This is a genomic window from Streptomyces sp. NPDC003036 (genome assembly GCF_040611175.1).
In the GTDB taxonomy this organism is placed as follows: domain Bacteria; phylum Actinomycetota; class Actinomycetes; order Streptomycetales; family Streptomycetaceae; genus Streptomyces.
In genome coordinates this window covers 45,710-62,351 of the sequence record NZ_JBEXNO010000030.1, presented here as the reverse complement: position 1 = coordinate 62,351, position 16,642 = coordinate 45,710, and the positions used below count along the sequence as shown (strand labels likewise).

Below are 16,642 nucleotides of genomic sequence, written 5' to 3'. Positions count from 1 at the left end.
TCGGGGAGGGAGCGACGGCCCTTCGCCGTACCCGCCTGTCTCAGGCCTTTGCCTCAGGCCTTGGGGGCCACCTTCGACAGGCCGTTGATGATGCGGTCCATCGCGTCGCCGCCCGTCGGGTCGGTGAGGTTGGCGAGCATCTTCAGCGTGAACTTCATCAGCAGCGGGTGCGTCAGACCGCGCTGCGTGGCGATCTTCATGACCTTCGGGTTGCCGATGAGCTTCACGAAGGCGCGGCCGAGCGTGTAGTAGCCGCCGTAGGTGTCCTTGAGGATCTTCGGGTAGTTGTGCAGGGCCAGTTCGCGCTGGGCCGGGGTCTGGCGGGCGTGCGCCTGGACGATGACGTCGGCGGCGATCTGCCCGGACTCCATGGCGTACGCGATGCCCTCGCCGTTGAACGGGTTGACCAGGCCGCCGGCGTCGCCGACCAGCAGCAGGCCGCGCGTGTAGTGCGGCTGGCGGTTGAAGGCCATCGGCAGGGCGGCGCCGCGGATCGGGCCGGTCATGTTCTCGGGGACGTACCCCCAGTCCTCCGGCATCGAGGCGCACCACGCCTTCAGCACCTCGCGCCAGTCCAGCTCCTTGAAGGAGTCGGAGGTGTTGAGGACGCCGAGGCCGACGTTGGAGGTGCCGTCGCCCATGCCGAAGATCCAGCCGTAGCCGGGCAGCAGCCGGTCCTCGCCGGGGCCGCGCCGGTCCCAGAGCTCCAGCCAGGACTCCAGGTAGTCGTCCTCGTGGCGCGGGGAGGTGAAGTACGTGCGGACGGCGACGCCCATCGGGCGGTCCTCGCGCCGGTGCAGGCCCATGGCGAGCGACAGGCGGGTGGAGTTGCCGTCGGCGGCGACGACGAGCGGCGCGTGGAAGGTGACGGGCGCCTTCTCCTCGCCGAGCTTGGCGTGGACGCCGGTGATGCGGCCGGTGCGGTCGTCGATGATGGGGGCGCCCACGTTGCAGCGCTCGTAGAGGCGGGCGCCGGCCTTCTGCGCCTGGCGGGCGAGCTGCTCGTCGAAGTCGTCGCGCTTGCGCACCAGTCCGTAGTCCGGGTAGCTGGCGAGCTCCGGCCAGTCGAGCTGGAGGCGCACGCCGCCGCCGATGATGCGCAGGCCCTTGTTCCGCAGCCAGCCCGCCTCTTCGGAGATGTCGATGCCCATCGCGACCAGCTGCTTGGTGGCGCGGGGCGTGAGGCCGTCACCGCAGACCTTCTCGCGCGGGAACGCGGTCTTCTCCAGCAGGAGGACGTCGAGGCCCGCCTTGGCGAGGTAGTAGGCGGTGGTCGAACCGGCCGGGCCCGCCCCGACGACGATCACATCCGCTGTGTGTTCGGACAGGGGCTGCTGCTCGGTCACGGCGGGTTCTCCCGAATACTCGAAATTGCGTACCGGACGGCACAGGTCATGTGCAGTCTAGGGGGACGTACCGATCACCGACCCGAAGGGCCACCCCGATGACCGAGCTGCTCCCCGCCGCCGTCGAGCCCGTAGTCCGGCTGCGCGTGCCGACGGACGAGGACGCGTACGCCTGGCACCGGGTCTTCGACGACCCGGAGGTCATGGAGTTCTTCCAGGGTGGCCCGGCCGAGCTGTCCGTCTACCACGAGTTCACCGCCCGCCAGCGCCGGCACGACGCCGAGCGCGGCTTCTGCCTGTGGACGCTGCTGGACGAGGACGGCGAGGTCATCGGCTTCACGGGCGCGCAGCCGTGGCCGCACGCCTGGGGGCCGGTCGGCGAGATAGAGATCGGCTGGCGGCTCGCGCGCTCCGCGTGGGGCAAGGGGTACGCGACGGCCGCCGCCCGCGCCACGCTGGAGCGGCTGCGGGCGGCCGGGGTGGAGCGGGTGGTCGCCATGGTCAACACCCGCAACGCCCGCTCGGTGGCCGTGACGCGGCGGCTCGGGATGACGCAGGGCGAGACGTACGCCATCCCCGACAGCGGCGGCCAGGAGGGGTACTGCTTCCGCCTGAAGCTGTGAGCCGTCAGGCCGCCTTGACGCCCCGGTGCAGGGCCACGATGCCGCCCGTCAGGTCGCGCCACGCCACCTTCGACCAGCCGGCCTTCTGGAGCAGCCGGGCCAGCTCGGCCTGCTCGGGCCAGCTCTGGATGGACTCGGCGAGGTAGACGTACGCGTCCGGGTTGGACGAGACCGCGCGGGCGACCGGCGGCAGCGCGCGCATCAGGTACTCCTCGTAGACCGTCCGGAAGGGCGCCCACGTCGGGTGGGAGAACTCGCAGATGACGACGCGTCCGCCCGGCTTGGTCACCCGGTACAGCTCGCGCAGCGCGGCGTCCGTGTCGTGGACGTTGCGCAGCCCGAAGGAGATGGTGACCGCGTCGAAAGCCTCGTCCCGGAAGGGCAGCCTCGTCGCGTCGCCCGCCGTCAGCGGCAGCCACGCGTGGCGGCGCTTGCCCTCGCGGAGCATGCCGAGCGAGAAGTCGCACGGCACGACGTACGCGCCGGCCCGGGCGAAGGGCAGCGAGGAGGTGCCGGTGCCCGCCGCGAGGTCGAGGACCTTCTGGCCGGGCCGGGCGTCGACCGCCTTGGCGACCTCCTTGCGCCACCGCCGGTCCTGGCCCAGCGAGAGCACGTCGTTCGTCAGGTCGTAGTTGGCCGCGACGTCGTCGAACATCGAGGCGACTTCGTGCGGCTGCTTGTCCAGGGATGCGCGGGTCACGCCCCCATTCAAGCAGGCGCCCCGCCGGCGCTACGCGCGCCGGTGCACCAGCCGTCCGCCGATCACCGTGGCCACGCAGGTCGAGGCCCCGCGCCGGACGAGCTCCGCGCGGTCGGGGACGTCGAACACCGCGAACCGGGCGGGCCCGCCCGGGGCCAGGGCCGGCAGCAGCACCAGCGGTACCGGGGAGAACGACACGGGCCCCCGCAGGGTCGCCGGGCGGCCCGCCATGGCGAGCCCGGCCCGCCGTACCGCGTCCAGGGCGGCCCGGCCGCGCAGTTCACCGGCGACGGCGACCGTGCCGTGCGCCAGCAGCCGCTGCACCCCGCGCCGGGCGCTGGCGCCCAGCCGGGAGGGGTCGGCGCGGAAGAGGGCCCGCGCGCGCTCGCCGGTGATCGGCTCGGTGCCGAACTCGGCCGCCTCGCGCGGGTCGGGGTGGTAGGTGTGCTCCAGGATCTCGGGCCCGTACGGGTTGAGCAGCCCGGGCGTGAGGATGCCGGGCCACCGCCGCACCCGTGCGGTGGGACGGACGGCGGCCAGTTCCTCGTACGGGCCGATGGCGGCGAGGGACGCGCCGTCGACCAGGACGGCCGCCTCCGGCGTGGCCTCGGCTACGTGGATCGTCAGCATGACGGGCTCAGTTGGCGTTCAGCAGCTTGAGCTCGGGGTGGGCCGTGCCGCCCGCGATCGCGGTGGAGGAGATGTGCGAGGCGACGCGGTCGTCGACCGGGTCGTTCGCCGGGTCGTCGTGGACGACGATGTGCTCGTACGTCGTCGTGCGCTGCGCCGGTACGCGGTCGGCGGTGCGGATCATGTCGATCATCTCGCGCAGGTTGGAGCGGTGCTTGGCGCCCGCCGACGAGACGACGTTCTCCTCCAGCATGATCGAACCGAGGTCGTCCGCGCCGTAGTGCAGGGTCAGCTGGCCGATCTCCTTGCCGGTGGTCAGCCAGGAGCCCTGGATGTGGGCGATGTTGTCCATGAACAGCCGCGCGACGGCGATCATGCGCAGGTACTCGAAGAGCGTGGCCTGCGTGCGGCCCTTCAGGTGGTTGTTCTCGGGCTGGTACGTGTACGGGATGAAGGCGCGGAAGCCGCCCGTCCGGTCCTGCACGTCACGGATCATCCGCAGGTGCTCGATGCGCTCGGCGTTGGTCTCGCCCGTGCCCATGAGCATCGTGGAGGTGGACTCCACGCCGAGGTTGTGCGCGATCTCCATGATCTCCAGCCACCGCTCGCCGGACTCCTTGAGCGGGGCGATGGCCTTGCGCGGCCGCTCGGGCAGCAGCTCGGCGCCCGCGCCCGCGAAGGAGTCGAGGCCGGCGGCGTGGATGCGGGTGATGGCCTCCTCGACGGAGACGCCCGAGATGCGCGCCATGTGCTCGACCTCGGAGGCCCCGAGGGAGTGGATGACGAGCTGCGGGAACTCCTTCTTGATGGCCGCGAAGTGCTTCTCGTAGTACTCCACGCCGTAGTCCGGGTGGTGCCCGCCCTGGAACATGATCTGCGTGCCGCCGAGCTCCACCGTCTCCGCGCAGCGCCGCAGGATGTCGTCGAGGTCGCGCGTCCAGCCCTTGGCGGTGTCCTTCGGCGGCGCGTAGAAGGCGCAGAACTTGCACGCCGTGACGCACACGTTCGTGTAGTTGATGTTGCGCTCGATGATGTACGTCGCGATGTGCTCCGTACCGGCGTAGCGGCGCCGCCGCACCGCGTCCGCCGCCGCGCCGAGGGCGTGCAGCGGGGCCGACCGGTAGAGGTCGAGCGCCTCCTCGGGGGTGATCCGCCCACCCTCGGCGGCGCGGTCCAGGACGGACTGGAGGTCGGCCTTCTCGGTCACCGGATCTCACCTTTCGGCGGTTTTACAGGGCTTCAGGGGCACTTCAGGGGCTTCAGTACGGACCGAACCAGCCTACGCCCGGCTCACCCGCCCGCCTTGGTCAGGGTGCCGGTGGGCCGTCCCGCCGCCGCCTCGTCGGACCGGTAGGCGAGGGTGCCGTCGGCGTTGAGGGTGAAGGTCAGCGTGGCGGAGCTGCCGGTGCACAGGCCCGGTGACCCGGGCTTGGCCGGGTCCGTACGGTCCACCACGGTGAGTGCGCGCGGCGTGGCGGCGGTGAGCCTGCCGACGCTGTGGCACTCGACGGTCGTGGTGAGGACGGACAGGGTGGTGGTCATCCGGACCACGTCCTGACCGGCGCCTCCCCGGCTGAAGACGGCCGTCAGCTCGCCGTGCGGCAGGCCGTTGGCCTCCTGGGTGGGGCCCTTCCAGGTGCCGAGGAACTCCTTCGGTACGGAGGAGGGCGGCGCGGAGCCCTTCGCCGGGGGCTTGGCCGCGTTGCCCTTGCCGCCGCCCTGCCCGGGCAGCAGGTCCATCAGGAACGCGCCGCCCACCGTCACCGCCGCGAGCGCCCCCGCGACCGTGAGGGCGACCGTGCAGCTGAGGCGGCGGCCGCGGCGCGCGGTGGGCGGCACAGGGTCGAGGGGCGGCCCGAACACGCCGAGCGGCCCGTCCGCGGGGCCACCCGGCGAGGCGGGCGCCGCGCCCGGCGGCGGCGGTCCGACCACCGGCCCGGTGAAAGGCACCGGCCCCGACCGCGCCCCGGCCGGGTCCGACGCCACCGGCTCCAGGTCCAGCAGCCGGACCGCCTCCCGGCTGAGCTCCGCCACCAGCGGGCCCGGCAGCCAGCCGCCCCCGACCAGCGCGGCCGCCCCGTCCGGGGCCAGCCGCCGGGCCACCTCCGCGGGCGCGGGCCGGGCGGCCGGGTCCTTGGCCAGGCACGCCGCGACCAGGTCCCGCAGCTCGCCGGTGAGGGCGCCGCCGAGCTCGGGCTGCTCGTGGACGACCTTGTAGAGGAGCGCCGCCGAGGAGTCGCCGGGGAACGGCGGCTCGCCGGTCGCCGCGTACGCGAGCACCGCGCCCAGCGAGAAGACGTCCGCCGCGCCGCTCGCGCCCTTGCCGAGGATCTGCTCGGGCGCCATGTAGCCGGGGGACCCGACGGACACGCCGGTGGCGGTGAGGGACGCGGTGCCGTCCGTCGCGCGGGCGATGCCGAAGTCGATGAGGCGCGGCCCCTCGACGGCCAGCAGGACGTTCGACGGCTTCACGTTGCGGTGGACGAGCCCCAGCCCGTGCACGGCCGCCAGTGCCTCCGCGAGTCCGGCGCCCAGCGCCCGTACCGAGTGCGGGGGCAGCGGGCCGTGTTCGGTGACCGCGCGGGCGAGCGAGGGCCCGGCCACGTACGCCGTCGCGACCCAGGGCACGGGCGCCTCCGGGTCCGCGTCGAGGACCGGCGCGGTCCAGCGCGCCCCCACGCGCCGCGCCGCTTCCACCTCGCGCCGGAACCGCGCCCGGAACTCGTCGTCCAGCGCGAAGTGCGGGTGCACGACCTTCACGGCGACCGTACGGCCGCCCTCGCTGCGCGCGAGGTACACCCGCCCCATGCCGCCGGCCCCGAGCCGGCCGAGCAGCCGGTACGGGCCGATGGCCCCCGGTTCGCCGGCTTCCAACGACTGCATGCGAGTCCCCCGTTCCCGTACGCCCCGTTCCCCTGTGCCGTCGACAGCAGGGTAGAGGGGCGGCGATTCGGCGGGGACGGGGATTCCGGGGCCGCGAATTCCCGCGGGCTTCCCGGAAATGCCACTCGGTCACTCGCCACTCCGTCACCCGGTCACTCGGTCACTCCGTACGCAGCAACTCGACGCGCACATCCGCGGGAAAACCGGTCGTCGGGCCGGTCCGGCGCGCGAACTCGCGTACACCCGCCAGCTGTTCCGCCCCCAAACGGAAGTCGAGCGTCGTGAAATACCGCTCCAGCAGCGCCGCGTCGAAGGTCTCCCAGCGCGCCGCCTGTTCGGCGACCTTCGCGACCTCCTCCAGCGACAGGTCGCGCGAGGCCAGAAACGCCTCGTGCACCAGACGCGTCACTTCCGGCTCACGCGCCAGATATTCCTTGCGCACCGCCCAGACCGCGAAGACGAACGGCAGCCCCGTCCATTCCTTCCACATCTGCCCCAGGTCGTGGACGTGAAGGCCGAGGCGCGGCGCGTCCTGCAGCGAGGCGCGCAGCGCCGCGTCCCCGATCAGGACGGCCGCGTCCGCCTCGCGCATCATCAGGCCGAGATCGGGCGGGCAGGTGTAGTAGTCGGGCGCCACGCCGTACCGCTCGGCGAGCAGCAGCTGCGCCAGGCGTACGGACGTACGGGAGGTCGAGCCGAGCGCGACGCGCGCCCCGTCCAGCTCCTCCAGCGGCCGCTGCGAGACGATCACGCAGGACATGACGGGGCCGTCGCAGCCGACCGCGAGGTCGGGGAAGGCGACGAGGTCCTCGGCGTTGCGCAGGAACTCGACGAGGGTGATCGGAGCGATGTCGAGATCGCCGTCCACCAGCCGCTCGCTGAGCTTCTCCGGGGTGTCCTTCGTGAGCTCGAGGTCGAGAAGCGTTCCGGTACGGGCGAGGCCCCAGTACAGGGGCATGCAGTTCAGGAACTGAATGTGACCGACGCGCGGCCGGTTCGGCCGCTGTCGCTGCTGCTGCCCGTGGTGACAGTCGGTTGAATTGTCCACATCGCGAGGCTAGACCCGCGCCGCGCGGCGCGTGTCAGGGGGTGCGCGGCGTCAGCGTCCGTGAAAGGTTCAAACATCCGAGTGAAGTGATCTTTACCTCTACCGCTTCCCGGTTGGTGCGTGCTAGGCTCGGCGCAAGTTGCAGTTTGGTTTCCCTTGCAGTACAGAGCCTGCGGAGCATGTGACCCGCAGGCTTTTGTAGTTTTCAGACTTCTTTGCAGGTTCTGGAGCAGGGCAACCCTTTGGCCCATAGGAGGGCTTATGGCTACCGGAACCGTCAAGTGGTTCAACGCTGAAAAGGGCTTCGGCTTCATCGCCCAGGACGGCGGCGGCCCGGATGTCTTCGTACACTACTCCGCGATCAACGCCTCTGGTTTCCGCTCCCTCGAGGAGAACCAGGTCGTGAACTTCGACGTCACCCAGGGCCCCAAGGGCCCGCAGGCGGAGAACGTCACCCCGGCCTAGGTTGCCCGGGTCGGCGATCGCGCACGACTTAGCAGTACCCAAGGAGTCTCTTCCCGTGACCAGGCGGTCGCGGGAAGGGGCTCCTGCCTTTTTTCCCGCTCGTTTCCCGCTAGCGCTCCGCGGGCAGCGCCCGCAGCCCCCGCAGGCCCTGCTCGTCCGCCACGACGCGCACCCCGTACGGGCGGCTGATCCGGTCGAGGGTCGCCTGCAGCCAGGCGCGGTCGGCGTCCGTCGCGGGCCGCAGGCGCATCCGCCGGGGGCGCAGGACCGCCATCCGCAGACCGGTGAGGCGGCCGGTGTCCGGCTCCACCGAGGCGAAGTACGCCAGGCGCAGGTCGTCGCGGTACTGCTCGTAGCCGGTGATGCCCTCGTAGTCGTCGACGAAGTCCCCGCAGCCGTAGAGGACCAGGTGGTCCCGGTACAGCTCCAGCGAGCGGGGGTGGTGCGAGGAGTGCCCGTGGACGAGGTCGACGCCGGCGTCGACCAGCGCGTGGGCGAACCGGGTCTGGGCGCGGGCGATGCCGTAGCCCCAGTTCGAGCCCCAGTGGACGGAGACGACGGTCACGTCGCCCGGCCGCTTCACCTCCCGGACCCGGCGGGCGAGCGCGGCCGCGGCGGCGTCCGAGGGCTCGGCGACGTAGTGGACGCCGGGCCGGTCCTCGCCGGCCGCCCATGCCGGGGGGACGCCGCTGGAGGGCATGGCCAGGGCGAAGACCAGCACCCGGCCGCCGCCGGGCACGGGCACGACGGCGGGGCGGCCCGCCTCGGCCGCGGTCCGCCCGGCGCCCGCCGTCCGCAGGCCGGCCCCGGCCAGGCAGTCGAGCGTCTCCTCCAGGCCGCGCCGCCCGAAGTCGAGCACGTGGTTGTTGGCGAGCACGCAGACGTGGGGGCGGGCGGCGGCGAGGCAGGGCAGATTGTCGGGGCTCATGCGGTAGAGGACCGCCTTGTCGTGCTCGCGGTCGTCGCTGCGCGTGACGCTGGTCTCCAGGTTCACGATGCGGGCGTGCGGCGCGGCGGCGTCGAGCACCGCCAGGGCGTCGCCCCACGGCCAGGCCGGGTCGACCGGCCGCGGGATCGGGCCGCTCGCCGCCTCGGCGAGCTCGACGTAGGCACGGGCGTCGCGGATGTACTCCTCCCACAGGGTGGGATCCGAGGGGTGGGGGAGGATCTGGTCGACGCCGCGCCCGAGCATCACATCGCCGCAGAGGAACAGCGTCAGCGTGTCCCCGCGCATGCTTCCACGCTACTGCCGCGCCCCGTCGCCCTCCCTCTGCCCCTCCAGCAGGTCGGAGAGGTACGGCGGCCAGAGCGCGTCGCCGGTGGCGGCGAGCTCGGCGGGGCTCCACCAGCGCCACCCGAGGATCTTGTCGTCGGTGCGGGCACCGGCGGATTCGTCGGCCGGCTCCCGGCGTGGCCCGTGGGCGAGGTAGAGGTGCTCGTGCTGGCGGACCGGGATCCCGGCGCGGGTGAAGTCGTGCTCCCAGGTGCCCAGGAGCCGACCCGGTTCGAGGTCGGTCCAGCCGGTCTCCTCGCGCAGCTCGCGCAGGGCGCCCTCGCGCGGGCTCTCACCGGGCTCCAGGCCGCCGCCGGGCATGGCCCAGTGGGGGCCGACCTCTTCGTTGTCGTACCGGAAGAGGAAGACGGCGCCGTCGGGGTCGACGACGGCCACGCGTGCGGCGCGCCGGGGCATGCGCATGGGGGTCGGTCCTTCCGTCGAGACCTGGGGGCCAGGGGTCGGGACCGGAAATGTCCGCTCCCGACCCGCCTAGGCGTACCGTACGCGCACGCGGTAGCGCAGGTGGGTGACGCCCTTGCCCTCGGCGATGGAGAGGGGGCCCTCCAGTTCGTACGGAGCGCTCTTGAGGTCCGTGAAGAACGGCGTCCCGCCGCCGAGGAGCACCGGGACCAGGTCGACTCCCACCTCGTCGAGCAGCCCCGCGTCCAGGCACTGCTGCGCGATGGTGCCGCCGTTGACCCCGACGTGCCGGCCGTCGCCGGCGAGTTCGCGGGCGAGCGCGACCGCGGGCTCCACGCCGTCGGTGACGAAGTGGAAGGGAGCGCCTTCGCGGGGCCAGCCGTCCGGGACGGAGTGCGTGACGACCACGACGGGCACGCCCATGGGGTGGTTGCCGCCCCAACCGCCCGTCAGGTCGAACAGCTTCCGCCCGACGACGAGCGCCCCCGTCTCCCGGACGAGCCGCCGCCAGTGGGTGGCGCTCACCTCGGTCATGCGCAGGGTCATGCCGGGGTCCGCGGTCTCGACCGTGACGTCGCCGTTCCCGTACCAGGCGAACAGCTTGTCGAAGCCGGTCTCGTCCGGCCCGGAGATGAAGCCGTCGAGGGACATGCTGGCGCCGGTGTACACCTTGGTCGTCATGGTGCTGCTCGCTCCTTGGATGCGTGGCGGGGTTGCCGTCACAGGAGAGACCGGTGCGCCGTCCGAAAGTCATCGGTACGGGGACGGGGGCGTGGCATGACCGATGGACCCCTGCCTGCCCCTGCACCCCGGCCTCAGGACGGCGGGCGCGACACCACCATGACCGCCTCGAACTCCTCGACCGACCGCACCGTCGCGCCCGTCTTGCTCGCCGCCTGGCCGCGCAGCACGGCGACGGGGCCCCGGGACGCCACGAAGCTCTCCCGGTCGGCGTAGATCGCACCCACCTGGCCCTCGCCCGCGGCGCGGTCGATGAGCAGCGCCCCGCCCTGGAAGCCCGGCATCTCCCGGAGCTTGGGCAGCGCGCCGTTCTCGAAGGCGTCGATCAGGTCGTCCGCGCGCGACGGGTCGAACCGCATCCGGACCATCCGGAAGCGGGCCCCCTCGCCGACCGACTCGGGGCGCGTCGCGACCGCCGCCTCCCAGTTGTCGACGGTCAGGGTCGTCGCGAAGGGCGACAGCATCCGGGTGCGCAGCTCGCCCATGCGCTCGGCGCTCGCGCGCAGGGCCTCCTCGTCCTCCCACCACGTGCCGGTCAGCAGCGTGCCGACCTCCCGGTCCACGAACAGGCCCGCGCCCCGGAAGCCGGGTTCGCGCTCCAGCGCCTGCGTGCCTTCCGTGGTCATCTTCCGCACGGCCTCGTCGAGCTTGGCCGGATCTCCCGTCGCATACGTCGTACGAACGAACATGGCGCCCTTTCTCCGCTGGGGTCCTCCGGTCCATGCGAAAGCCGGTAGGGGCGGGCGGCAAGGGGGCGCGGGCGTTCGGGTGAGCGGCTCACCGGGCGGCCTCACCGGGCCCGCCTCACCGGGACGGTGACCAGCGCTCCCCCTCCATGAGGTTCCCGAGCCCGGTCCAGGCGAAGTTCATCAGCGTCGCCGCCGCCTCCGTCGCACAGACGCCCGGTGTCTCGTTGGCCCACCCGGCGAGCGACTCGGCCGCGCCGACCAGCGCCTGGGCGAGGCCCGCCACGTCCCGCTCCCCGAACGACGGCTCCTGTCGCGCCTCGCGCGCCGCCGCCCCGATCAGGCCCGTCACGAAGGCCGTGATGTCGGCGCGCATCGCGACCACCTCCCCCGCGAACGGCTCCCCGTGCGTACGCGCCTGCCGGTGCAGGATCGCCCAGCCGTCCGGGTTCTCGGCGGTGTGCGTGAAGAACGCCGTGAGCCCCGCCCACAGTTGGCGGTCGGCCGGCAGCCCGGGCCGTACGGCGGCGCGGACGGCCGCGATGAGGGCGGCGGCCTCCCGGCGGATGCACGCCGTGAAGAGCTCCTCCTTGGAGTTCAGGTAGAGGTACACCAACGGCTTGGACACGCCCGCCAGTTCGGCTATCTCGTCCATGGAGGCCGCCCGGTAGCCGCGCTGCCCGAAGGTCCGTACCGCCGCGTCCATCATCTGCTGCTCGCGCACGGCCCGCGGCATCCGCTTCGGCCTCGCACCCGTGCCCTTCACGGCCCCCACCTCCTGTTTTCCGGTGGCGCACAGCCTAAGTGCCCCCGGTCCGACGACGGACCGGGGGCACTTGGGGAGATCGGGGAGGCGTTACGCGGCGACCGGCACGGCCACCTTCTGCTCGGCCTCGCGCACCTCGCGCTCCTCCACCGGCGAGCCCGAGGCGGAGTTGTACGCGTCGAGGTCCAGGATCTTCTCGCGGGCGGCGACGACGACCGGGACGAGCGCCTGGCCGGCGACGTTCGTGGCCGTACGCATCATGTCGAGGACTGGGTCGATCGCCATCAGCAGGCCCACGCCCTCCAGCGGCAGGCCCAGCGCGGAGAGGGTCAGCGTCAGCATGACCGTCGCGCCGGTGAGGCCCGCGGTGGCGGCGGAGCCGACGACCGAGACGAAGGCGATCATCAGGTAGTCCTGGATGCCCAGCTGGACGTCGAAGATCTGCGCGATGAAGATCGCGGCGAGCGCCGGGTAGATCGCGGCGCAGCCGTCCATCTTCGTCGTGGCGCCGAACGGCACGGCGAAGGAGGTGTACTCCTTCGGCACGCCGAGGCGCTCGGTGACCTTGACCGTGACCGGCATGGTGCCGACGGAGGAGCGGGAGACGAAGGCCAGCTGGATGGCGGGCCAGGCGCCCTTGAAGAACTGGACCGGGTTGACCTTGGCGACGGTCGCCAGCAGCAGCGGGTAGACACCGAAGAGCACCAGCGCGCAGCCGATGTAGATGTCGGCGGTGAAGGTGGCGTACTTGCCGATCAGGTCCCAGCCGTACTCGGCGATGGCGTACCCGATGAGGCCGACGGTGCCGACCGGCGCGAGGCGGATGACCCACCACAGGGCCTTCTGGAGCAGCTCCAGGACGGACTCGCTGAGGGTGAGGATCGGCTGGGCCTTCTCACCGAGCTTCAGCGCGGCGATGCCGGCGACGGCGGCCATGAAGACGATCTGCAGGACGTTCAGCTCGGTGAAGGGCGTGATGACGTCGGTCGGGATGATGCCGGTGAGGAAGTCCAGCCAGGAGCCGGCCTTCTCGGGCAGCTTGCCGTCCTTCGGGGTCAGGCCGGTGCCCGCACCCGGGTTGGTGAGCAGGCCGAGCACCAGGCCGATGGCCACGGCGATCAGCGACGTGATCATGAACCAGAGCAGGGTGCGGCCGGCCAGCCGGGCCGCGTTGTTGACCTTGCGCAGGTTGGTGATGGACACCAGGATCGCGAAGAAGACGAGCGGGGCGACGGCCAGCTTCAGCAGCTGGACGAAGATGTGGCCGACCTTGTCGAGGGTGGTGTGCAGCCACTGCACGTCGTAGCTGCGGGTGATCCAGCCGAGGACGACGCCGAGGACGAGACCGGCGACGATCTGGACCCAGAAGGGCACCGTGGGTATGCGGGAGGCGCGCTGGGCGGGGGTTTCGGTGCTCGCGGACGCGGACACGGACACACTCCAGTAGGGCGTATCGGGGGAATACGGGACGGGGGTGCGGCGCACACGCCTTCCGGCGGCGCCGCTGCATGATGCCGGGTCAGATTTCGCGGCAACAGACCGCGGACATACAGCGGCAGAGGTCGACATGCAGGCGCGCCACGAGCGGGGGGCTCATGGCTTCGAGGAGGCGCACAGCTGTCTTCACGCCGAACACGTTAACACTTGTACTTTGAGAGCCTCAAAGCACTTCTTTGGGACGAGGGGCCGGTAGAACGCCAACACCCCCGCCCGAAGCGCTGCTTCGGCACGGGGGTGTCAGGGTCGCGTGAGCTACCTCACTGCGCGGTGGCGTCCTCCTGGGACCGGTTGGCCTCCAGCCGGGCCTTCACGGTGTCGACCTTCGGGGCGATCTGCGCGGACATCGCGTCCCGCTGCTTGCGCAGCAGCACGAAGCTGAGCGGCCCGGAGATCACGATCGACAGCAGGAGCACCCACAGCAGGTTGGAGTCGCCGAGCCCGCGCGGCAGCACACCGACGTACACCGCGCCCCACAGGGCGAGGAAGCAGCCGACGAAGATGCCGAAGCGCATCAGGGTGTAGCGGATGGTGGCGCTCGTCCAGGCGGCAGCGGACACGGCGGGCCTTCCTTCTTCCTGCTCTGCTCTCTTCGCTTACGTGCTCATCCAGTGAAGCACGGGCCGGATCGATCACTTCACGGGGTGAGCGCTCCGGCGCGCTGCAAGGGCAGGTACATGATGACGTCGTCGCGGTCGTCACCCTCCGCGACCCGGATCGCCCCCGGCACACGCCCGACCTCCTCGTACCCGCAGGCGGCGTAGAACAGGTCGGCACCGGTGCCGCCGCGGCACGCCAGCCGGATCGCGTCGATGCCGTCGAAGCCGCGCACCGCCTCCTCGACCGCCGCCATCAGCGCGCGCCCGTACCCCTTGCCCTGGTGCTTCGGGTGCACCATCACCGTGTAGAGCCACACCCAGTGCCGCATCAACCGGTGCGTGTTGTACGTGATGAAGGCGGTGGCGGCGACGGCGCCGTCCTCGTCGTACCCCACCAGCAGCCGCATGCGGCCCTCGTCGAGGGCGGCGAGGTGGCCGACCCACTGGGGCAGGATGTCGTCGGGCGTCACGGGCGGTACGAATCCGACGGCGCCGCCGGCGTTGGTGACGTCCGCCCACAGGGTGAGGACGCCGTCGCGCAGGGCGGGCTCGATACGCGGGTCGAGAACGAAGGTCAGCGGCATGCCTTCGACGATAAACGCCTCAGCCGAGCGCCCGGGCGGCGATCCGCAGGTCGGACACCAGGCCCTCGTAGACCGCCTCGCGGTCGTCGGCGCGCAGCACGGCGGACGGGTGGATGGTGGCGAGCAGGCTCTCGCCCCGCTCCTCGTACGGCAGGAGCATGCCCCGCTGCTTGGTCACCCGGAAGCCGGAGCCCAGCAGCGCCTTCCCGGCGGTCGCGCCGAGCGCCACGATGACGTCGGGGTCGACGAGCCGCATCTCGGCGTCGAGCCACGGCTTGCAGGCGGTCATCTCGCGCAGGCCGGGCGACTTGTGGATGCGGCGCTTGCCGCGCTCGGGGACGATCTCGAACTTGAAGTGCTTGACGGCGTTGGTGGTGTACGTGTCGTCGGGGTCGATGCCCGCCTCGTCCAGCGCCCGGTTCAGGAGCTTCCCGGCGGGCCCCACGAAGGGCGCGCCCTGCCGGTCCTCCTGGTCGCCGGGCTGCTCGCCGACGAGCATCACGCGCGCGTGGGGGTTCCCGGCGCCGAACACCGTCTGCGTGGCGTCCCGGTGCAGCGGGCAGCCCCGGCATCCGGCGGCCGCCGCGCGCACCGCCTCGATGTCCGCGCCCGCCGGCACGAACGGTCCGGCGTCGTACGCGTCCTCGGGGGCCTTGGTGTGAGCCATGGCCCCCGGGTACCCGTGGGGCGGCGCGTCAGACGCGCATCGGCTGCGGCGACTCGCGGCGGTCCGCGTCCGGGCCGGGGTACTCGCGGATGATCTCGTACCGGGTGTTGCGCTCCACCGGGCGGAAGCCGGCATCCCGGATCAGCTCCAGCAGGTCCTCGCGGCTCAGCTTGTTGGGCGTGCCGTAGTTGTCCGCGTCATGCGTGATCTTGTACTCGACGACCGAGCCGTCCATGTCGTCCGCGCCGTGCTGGAGCGCCAGCTGCGCCGTCTGCACGCCGTGCATGACCCAGAAGACCTTGACGTGCGGGACGTTGTCGAAGAGCAGCCGCGAGACCGCGAAGGTCTTCAGCGCCTCGGCGCCCGTCGCCATGGTGGTCCGCGCCTGGAGGCGGTTGCGGATCTTGCCGTCCTTCATGTCCACGAAGTCGTGCTGGTAGCGCAGCGGGATGAAGACCTGGAAGCCGCCGGTCTCGTCCTGGAGCTCCCGCAGCCGCAGCACGTGGTCCACGCGGTGGCGCGGCTCCTCGATGTGGCCGTACAGCATCGTGCACGGGGTCTTGAGCCCCTTCTCGTGCGCGAGCCGGTGGATCCGGGACCAGTCCTCCCAGTGGGTGCGGTGGTCCACGATGTGCTGGCGCACTTCCCAGTCGAAGATCTCCGCGCCGCCGCCGGTCAGGGACTCGAGACCGGCCTCGATCAGCTCGTCGAGGATCTCGGAGGCGGACAGCCCGGAGATCGTCTCGAAGTGGTGGATCTCAGTGGCCGTGAAGGCCTTGAGGGAGACGTTCGGCAGCGCCTTCTTCAGCTCGCTGAGCGAGCGCGGGTAGTAGCGCCACGGCAGGTTGGGGTGGAGCCCGTTGACGATGTGCAGCTCGGTGAGGTTGTCGTTCTCCATCGCCTTGGCGAGGCGGACGGCCTCCTCGATGCGCATGGTGTACGCGTCCTTCTCGCCCGGCTTGCGCTGGAACGAGCAGTACGCACACGACGCCGTGCACACGTTCGTCATGTTGAGGTGCCGGTTGACGTTGAAGTGGACCACGTCACCGTTCTTGCGCGTCCGCACCTCGTGGGCGAGGCCGCCGAGCCAGGCCAGGTCGTCCGACTCGTAGAGGGCGATGCCGTCCTCGCGGGTCAGCCGCTCCCCGGACCGGACCTTCTCCTCCAGCTCGCGCTTGAGCCCCGCGTCCATACGGATGCCTCCCATACGTGTGTCAATCGGGCTCCACCACCGTACTCGCCCTATTCCTCCGGCAAATCGCCGACCCGGTTCTCCCACTTCGTCGACAGCACGATCGTCGTCCGCGTACGGGAGACGCCCTTCGTGCCCGACAGGCGGCGGATGGTCTTCTCCAGGCCGTCGACGTCCGTCGCGCGCACCTTGAGCATGTACGAGTCGTCGCCCGCGATGAACCAGCAGTCCTCGATCTCCGCCAGGTCCTTCAGCCGGCGGGCCACGTCCTCGTGGTCGGCGGCGTCGGAGAGCGAGATGCCGATCAGCGCCGTCACGCCGAGGCCGAGCGAGGCGGAGTCGACGGTGGCGCGGTAGCCGGTGATGACGCCCGCCGCCTCCAGGCGGTTGATGCGGTCGGTGACGGAGGGCCCGGAGAGCCCGACGAGCCGGCCGAGCTCGGCGTACGAGGCCCTGCCGTTCTCCCGCAGGGCCTGGATGAGCTGCCTATCCACGGCGTCCATATGCCTGAAGCCTTCC

At 71.7% G+C, this 16,642-nt stretch carries 18 protein-coding genes and 1 pseudogene; 2 read left to right on the top strand and 17 right to left on the bottom strand.

Features of this window, described 5'->3' with window-relative positions; genetic code table 11:
• Positions 1-53: 53 nt before the first annotated feature.
• A complete protein-coding gene (locus ABZX67_RS22285) occupies positions 54-1,346 on the bottom strand; it encodes a geranylgeranyl reductase family protein (RefSeq protein ID WP_355362793.1) in 1,293 nt (430 codons plus the stop codon).
• A 98-nt stretch (positions 1,347-1,444) separates the two neighbouring features.
• Here ABZX67_RS22285 and ABZX67_RS22280 point away from each other — a divergent pair, with 98 nt between their 5' ends.
• Complete coding sequence (locus tag ABZX67_RS22280; RefSeq protein ID WP_355362791.1) at positions 1,445-1,969, top strand: GNAT family N-acetyltransferase; 525 nt, start codon at positions 1,445-1,447, stop codon at positions 1,967-1,969.
• A gap of 4 nt (positions 1,970-1,973) precedes the next feature.
• Here the strand turns inward: ABZX67_RS22280 and ABZX67_RS22275 are convergent, their stop codons facing one another.
• The 5 genes from ABZX67_RS22275 to ABZX67_RS22255 form a co-directional block, all read right to left on the bottom strand.
• On the bottom strand, positions 1,974-2,669 hold the full coding sequence (locus ABZX67_RS22275; protein WP_355362789.1) for a demethylmenaquinone methyltransferase: 696 nt from the start codon (positions 2,667-2,669) through the stop codon (positions 1,974-1,976).
• 30 nt (positions 2,670-2,699) lie between these two features.
• Positions 2,700-3,299 carry a hypothetical protein gene (locus ABZX67_RS22270; RefSeq protein WP_355362787.1) on the bottom strand — a complete coding sequence of 200 codons (600 nt, stop codon included), beginning with the start codon at positions 3,297-3,299 and terminating at the stop codon, positions 2,700-2,702.
• A 7-nt stretch (positions 3,300-3,306) separates the two neighbouring features.
• Positions 3,307-4,506, bottom strand: coding sequence for a cyclic dehypoxanthinyl futalosine synthase (mqnC, locus tag ABZX67_RS22265; RefSeq protein ID WP_355362785.1), 1,200 nt, complete (start codon positions 4,504-4,506; stop codon positions 3,307-3,309).
• Positions 4,507-4,589: 83 nt separating this feature from the next.
• A complete protein-coding gene (locus ABZX67_RS22260; protein ID WP_355362783.1) occupies positions 4,590-6,182 on the bottom strand; it encodes a serine/threonine-protein kinase in 1,593 nt (530 codons plus the stop codon).
• Between the two features lie 160 nt (positions 6,183-6,342).
• A complete protein-coding gene (locus ABZX67_RS22255) occupies positions 6,343-7,230 on the bottom strand; it encodes a menaquinone biosynthesis protein (protein ID WP_355362781.1) in 888 nt (295 codons plus the stop codon).
• A 261-nt stretch (positions 7,231-7,491) separates the two neighbouring features.
• On the opposite strand from ABZX67_RS22255, the gene ABZX67_RS22250 reads away from it, so the two are divergent.
• Positions 7,492-7,695 (top strand): cold-shock protein, encoded by a 204-nt coding sequence (locus ABZX67_RS22250; protein ID WP_003967102.1) that lies wholly within the window; start codon positions 7,492-7,494, stop codon positions 7,693-7,695.
• Between the two features lie 109 nt (positions 7,696-7,804).
• Here the strand turns inward: ABZX67_RS22250 and ABZX67_RS22245 are convergent, their stop codons facing one another.
• The 11 genes and pseudogenes from ABZX67_RS22245 to ABZX67_RS22195 all read right to left on the bottom strand — a co-directional run bounded on the left by ABZX67_RS22245 (position 7,805) and on the right by ABZX67_RS22195 (position 16,626).
• Positions 7,805-8,929: a CapA family protein gene (locus tag ABZX67_RS22245; protein WP_355362779.1), complete on the bottom strand. Its 1,125-nt coding sequence runs from the start codon at positions 8,927-8,929 to the stop codon at positions 7,805-7,807.
• Between the two features lie 9 nt (positions 8,930-8,938).
• Positions 8,939-9,391, bottom strand: a pseudogene (locus ABZX67_RS22240) (NUDIX domain-containing protein); the annotation flags it as partial.
• A gap of 69 nt (positions 9,392-9,460) precedes the next feature.
• Positions 9,461-10,072, bottom strand: coding sequence for a dihydrofolate reductase family protein (locus ABZX67_RS22235; RefSeq protein ID WP_355362777.1), 612 nt, complete (start codon positions 10,070-10,072; stop codon positions 9,461-9,463).
• A 134-nt stretch (positions 10,073-10,206) separates the two neighbouring features.
• On the bottom strand, positions 10,207-10,821 hold the full coding sequence (locus ABZX67_RS22230) for an antibiotic biosynthesis monooxygenase (protein WP_355362775.1): 615 nt from the start codon (positions 10,819-10,821) through the stop codon (positions 10,207-10,209).
• A gap of 115 nt (positions 10,822-10,936) precedes the next feature.
• Positions 10,937-11,554, bottom strand: a complete 618-nt coding sequence (locus tag ABZX67_RS22225) for a TetR/AcrR family transcriptional regulator (RefSeq protein ID WP_355362834.1) — start codon at positions 11,552-11,554, stop codon at positions 10,937-10,939.
• A 120-nt stretch (positions 11,555-11,674) separates the two neighbouring features.
• The gene (locus ABZX67_RS22220; protein ID WP_355362773.1) at positions 11,675-13,021 is read right to left on the bottom strand and encodes a dicarboxylate/amino acid:cation symporter; all 1,347 of its coding nucleotides are present in this window, start codon (positions 13,019-13,021) and stop codon (positions 11,675-11,677) included.
• A 320-nt stretch (positions 13,022-13,341) separates the two neighbouring features.
• Positions 13,342-13,641, bottom strand: coding sequence for a DUF4229 domain-containing protein (locus ABZX67_RS22215; protein ID WP_355362771.1), 300 nt, complete (start codon positions 13,639-13,641; stop codon positions 13,342-13,344).
• Positions 13,642-13,718: 77 nt separating this feature from the next.
• Complete coding sequence (locus ABZX67_RS22210; RefSeq protein WP_355362769.1) at positions 13,719-14,264, bottom strand: GNAT family N-acetyltransferase; 546 nt, start codon at positions 14,262-14,264, stop codon at positions 13,719-13,721.
• A gap of 19 nt (positions 14,265-14,283) precedes the next feature.
• Positions 14,284-14,931, bottom strand: coding sequence for a UdgX family uracil-DNA binding protein (locus ABZX67_RS22205; protein WP_355362767.1), 648 nt, complete (start codon positions 14,929-14,931; stop codon positions 14,284-14,286).
• Between the two features lie 28 nt (positions 14,932-14,959).
• Positions 14,960-16,123, bottom strand: coding sequence for an aminofutalosine synthase MqnE (mqnE, locus tag ABZX67_RS22200; RefSeq protein ID WP_355362765.1), 1,164 nt, complete (start codon positions 16,121-16,123; stop codon positions 14,960-14,962).
• A 50-nt stretch (positions 16,124-16,173) separates the two neighbouring features.
• Complete coding sequence (locus ABZX67_RS22195; RefSeq protein WP_355362763.1) at positions 16,174-16,626, bottom strand: Lrp/AsnC family transcriptional regulator; 453 nt, start codon at positions 16,624-16,626, stop codon at positions 16,174-16,176.
• Positions 16,627-16,642: the final 16 nt, after the last annotated feature.

Bases quoted from the DNA above. Each gene is read 5' to 3' on its own strand.
- ABZX67_RS22235 (WP_355362777.1), bottom strand. From the start codon at position 10,072: ATGACGACCAAGGTGTACACCGGCGCCAGCATGTCCCTCGACGGCTTC.
- ABZX67_RS22210 (WP_355362769.1), bottom strand. From the start codon at position 14,264: ATGCCGCTGACCTTCGTTCTCGACCCGCGTATCGAGCCCGCCCTGCGC.
- ABZX67_RS22205 (WP_355362767.1), bottom strand. From the start codon at position 14,931: ATGGCTCACACCAAGGCCCCCGAGGACGCGTACGACGCCGGACCGTTC.
- ABZX67_RS22225 (WP_355362834.1), bottom strand. From the start codon at position 11,554: ATGCCGCGGGCCGTGCGCGAGCAGCAGATGATGGACGCGGCGGTACGG.
- ABZX67_RS22260 (WP_355362783.1), bottom strand. From the start codon at position 6,182: ATGCAGTCGTTGGAAGCCGGCGAACCGGGGGCCATCGGCCCGTACCGG.
- ABZX67_RS22280 (WP_355362791.1), top strand. From the start codon at position 1,445: ATGACCGAGCTGCTCCCCGCCGCCGTCGAGCCCGTAGTCCGGCTGCGC.
- mqnE (WP_355362765.1), bottom strand. From the start codon at position 16,123: ATGGACGCGGGGCTCAAGCGCGAGCTGGAGGAGAAGGTCCGGTCCGGG.
- ABZX67_RS22250 (WP_003967102.1), top strand. From the start codon at position 7,492: ATGGCTACCGGAACCGTCAAGTGGTTCAACGCTGAAAAGGGCTTCGGC.
- ABZX67_RS22195 (WP_355362763.1), bottom strand. From the start codon at position 16,626: ATGGACGCCGTGGATAGGCAGCTCATCCAGGCCCTGCGGGAGAACGGC.
- ABZX67_RS22245 (WP_355362779.1), bottom strand. From the start codon at position 8,929: ATGCGCGGGGACACGCTGACGCTGTTCCTCTGCGGCGATGTGATGCTC.
- ABZX67_RS22270 (WP_355362787.1), bottom strand. From the start codon at position 3,299: ATGCTGACGATCCACGTAGCCGAGGCCACGCCGGAGGCGGCCGTCCTG.
- ABZX67_RS22230 (WP_355362775.1), bottom strand. From the start codon at position 10,821: ATGTTCGTTCGTACGACGTATGCGACGGGAGATCCGGCCAAGCTCGAC.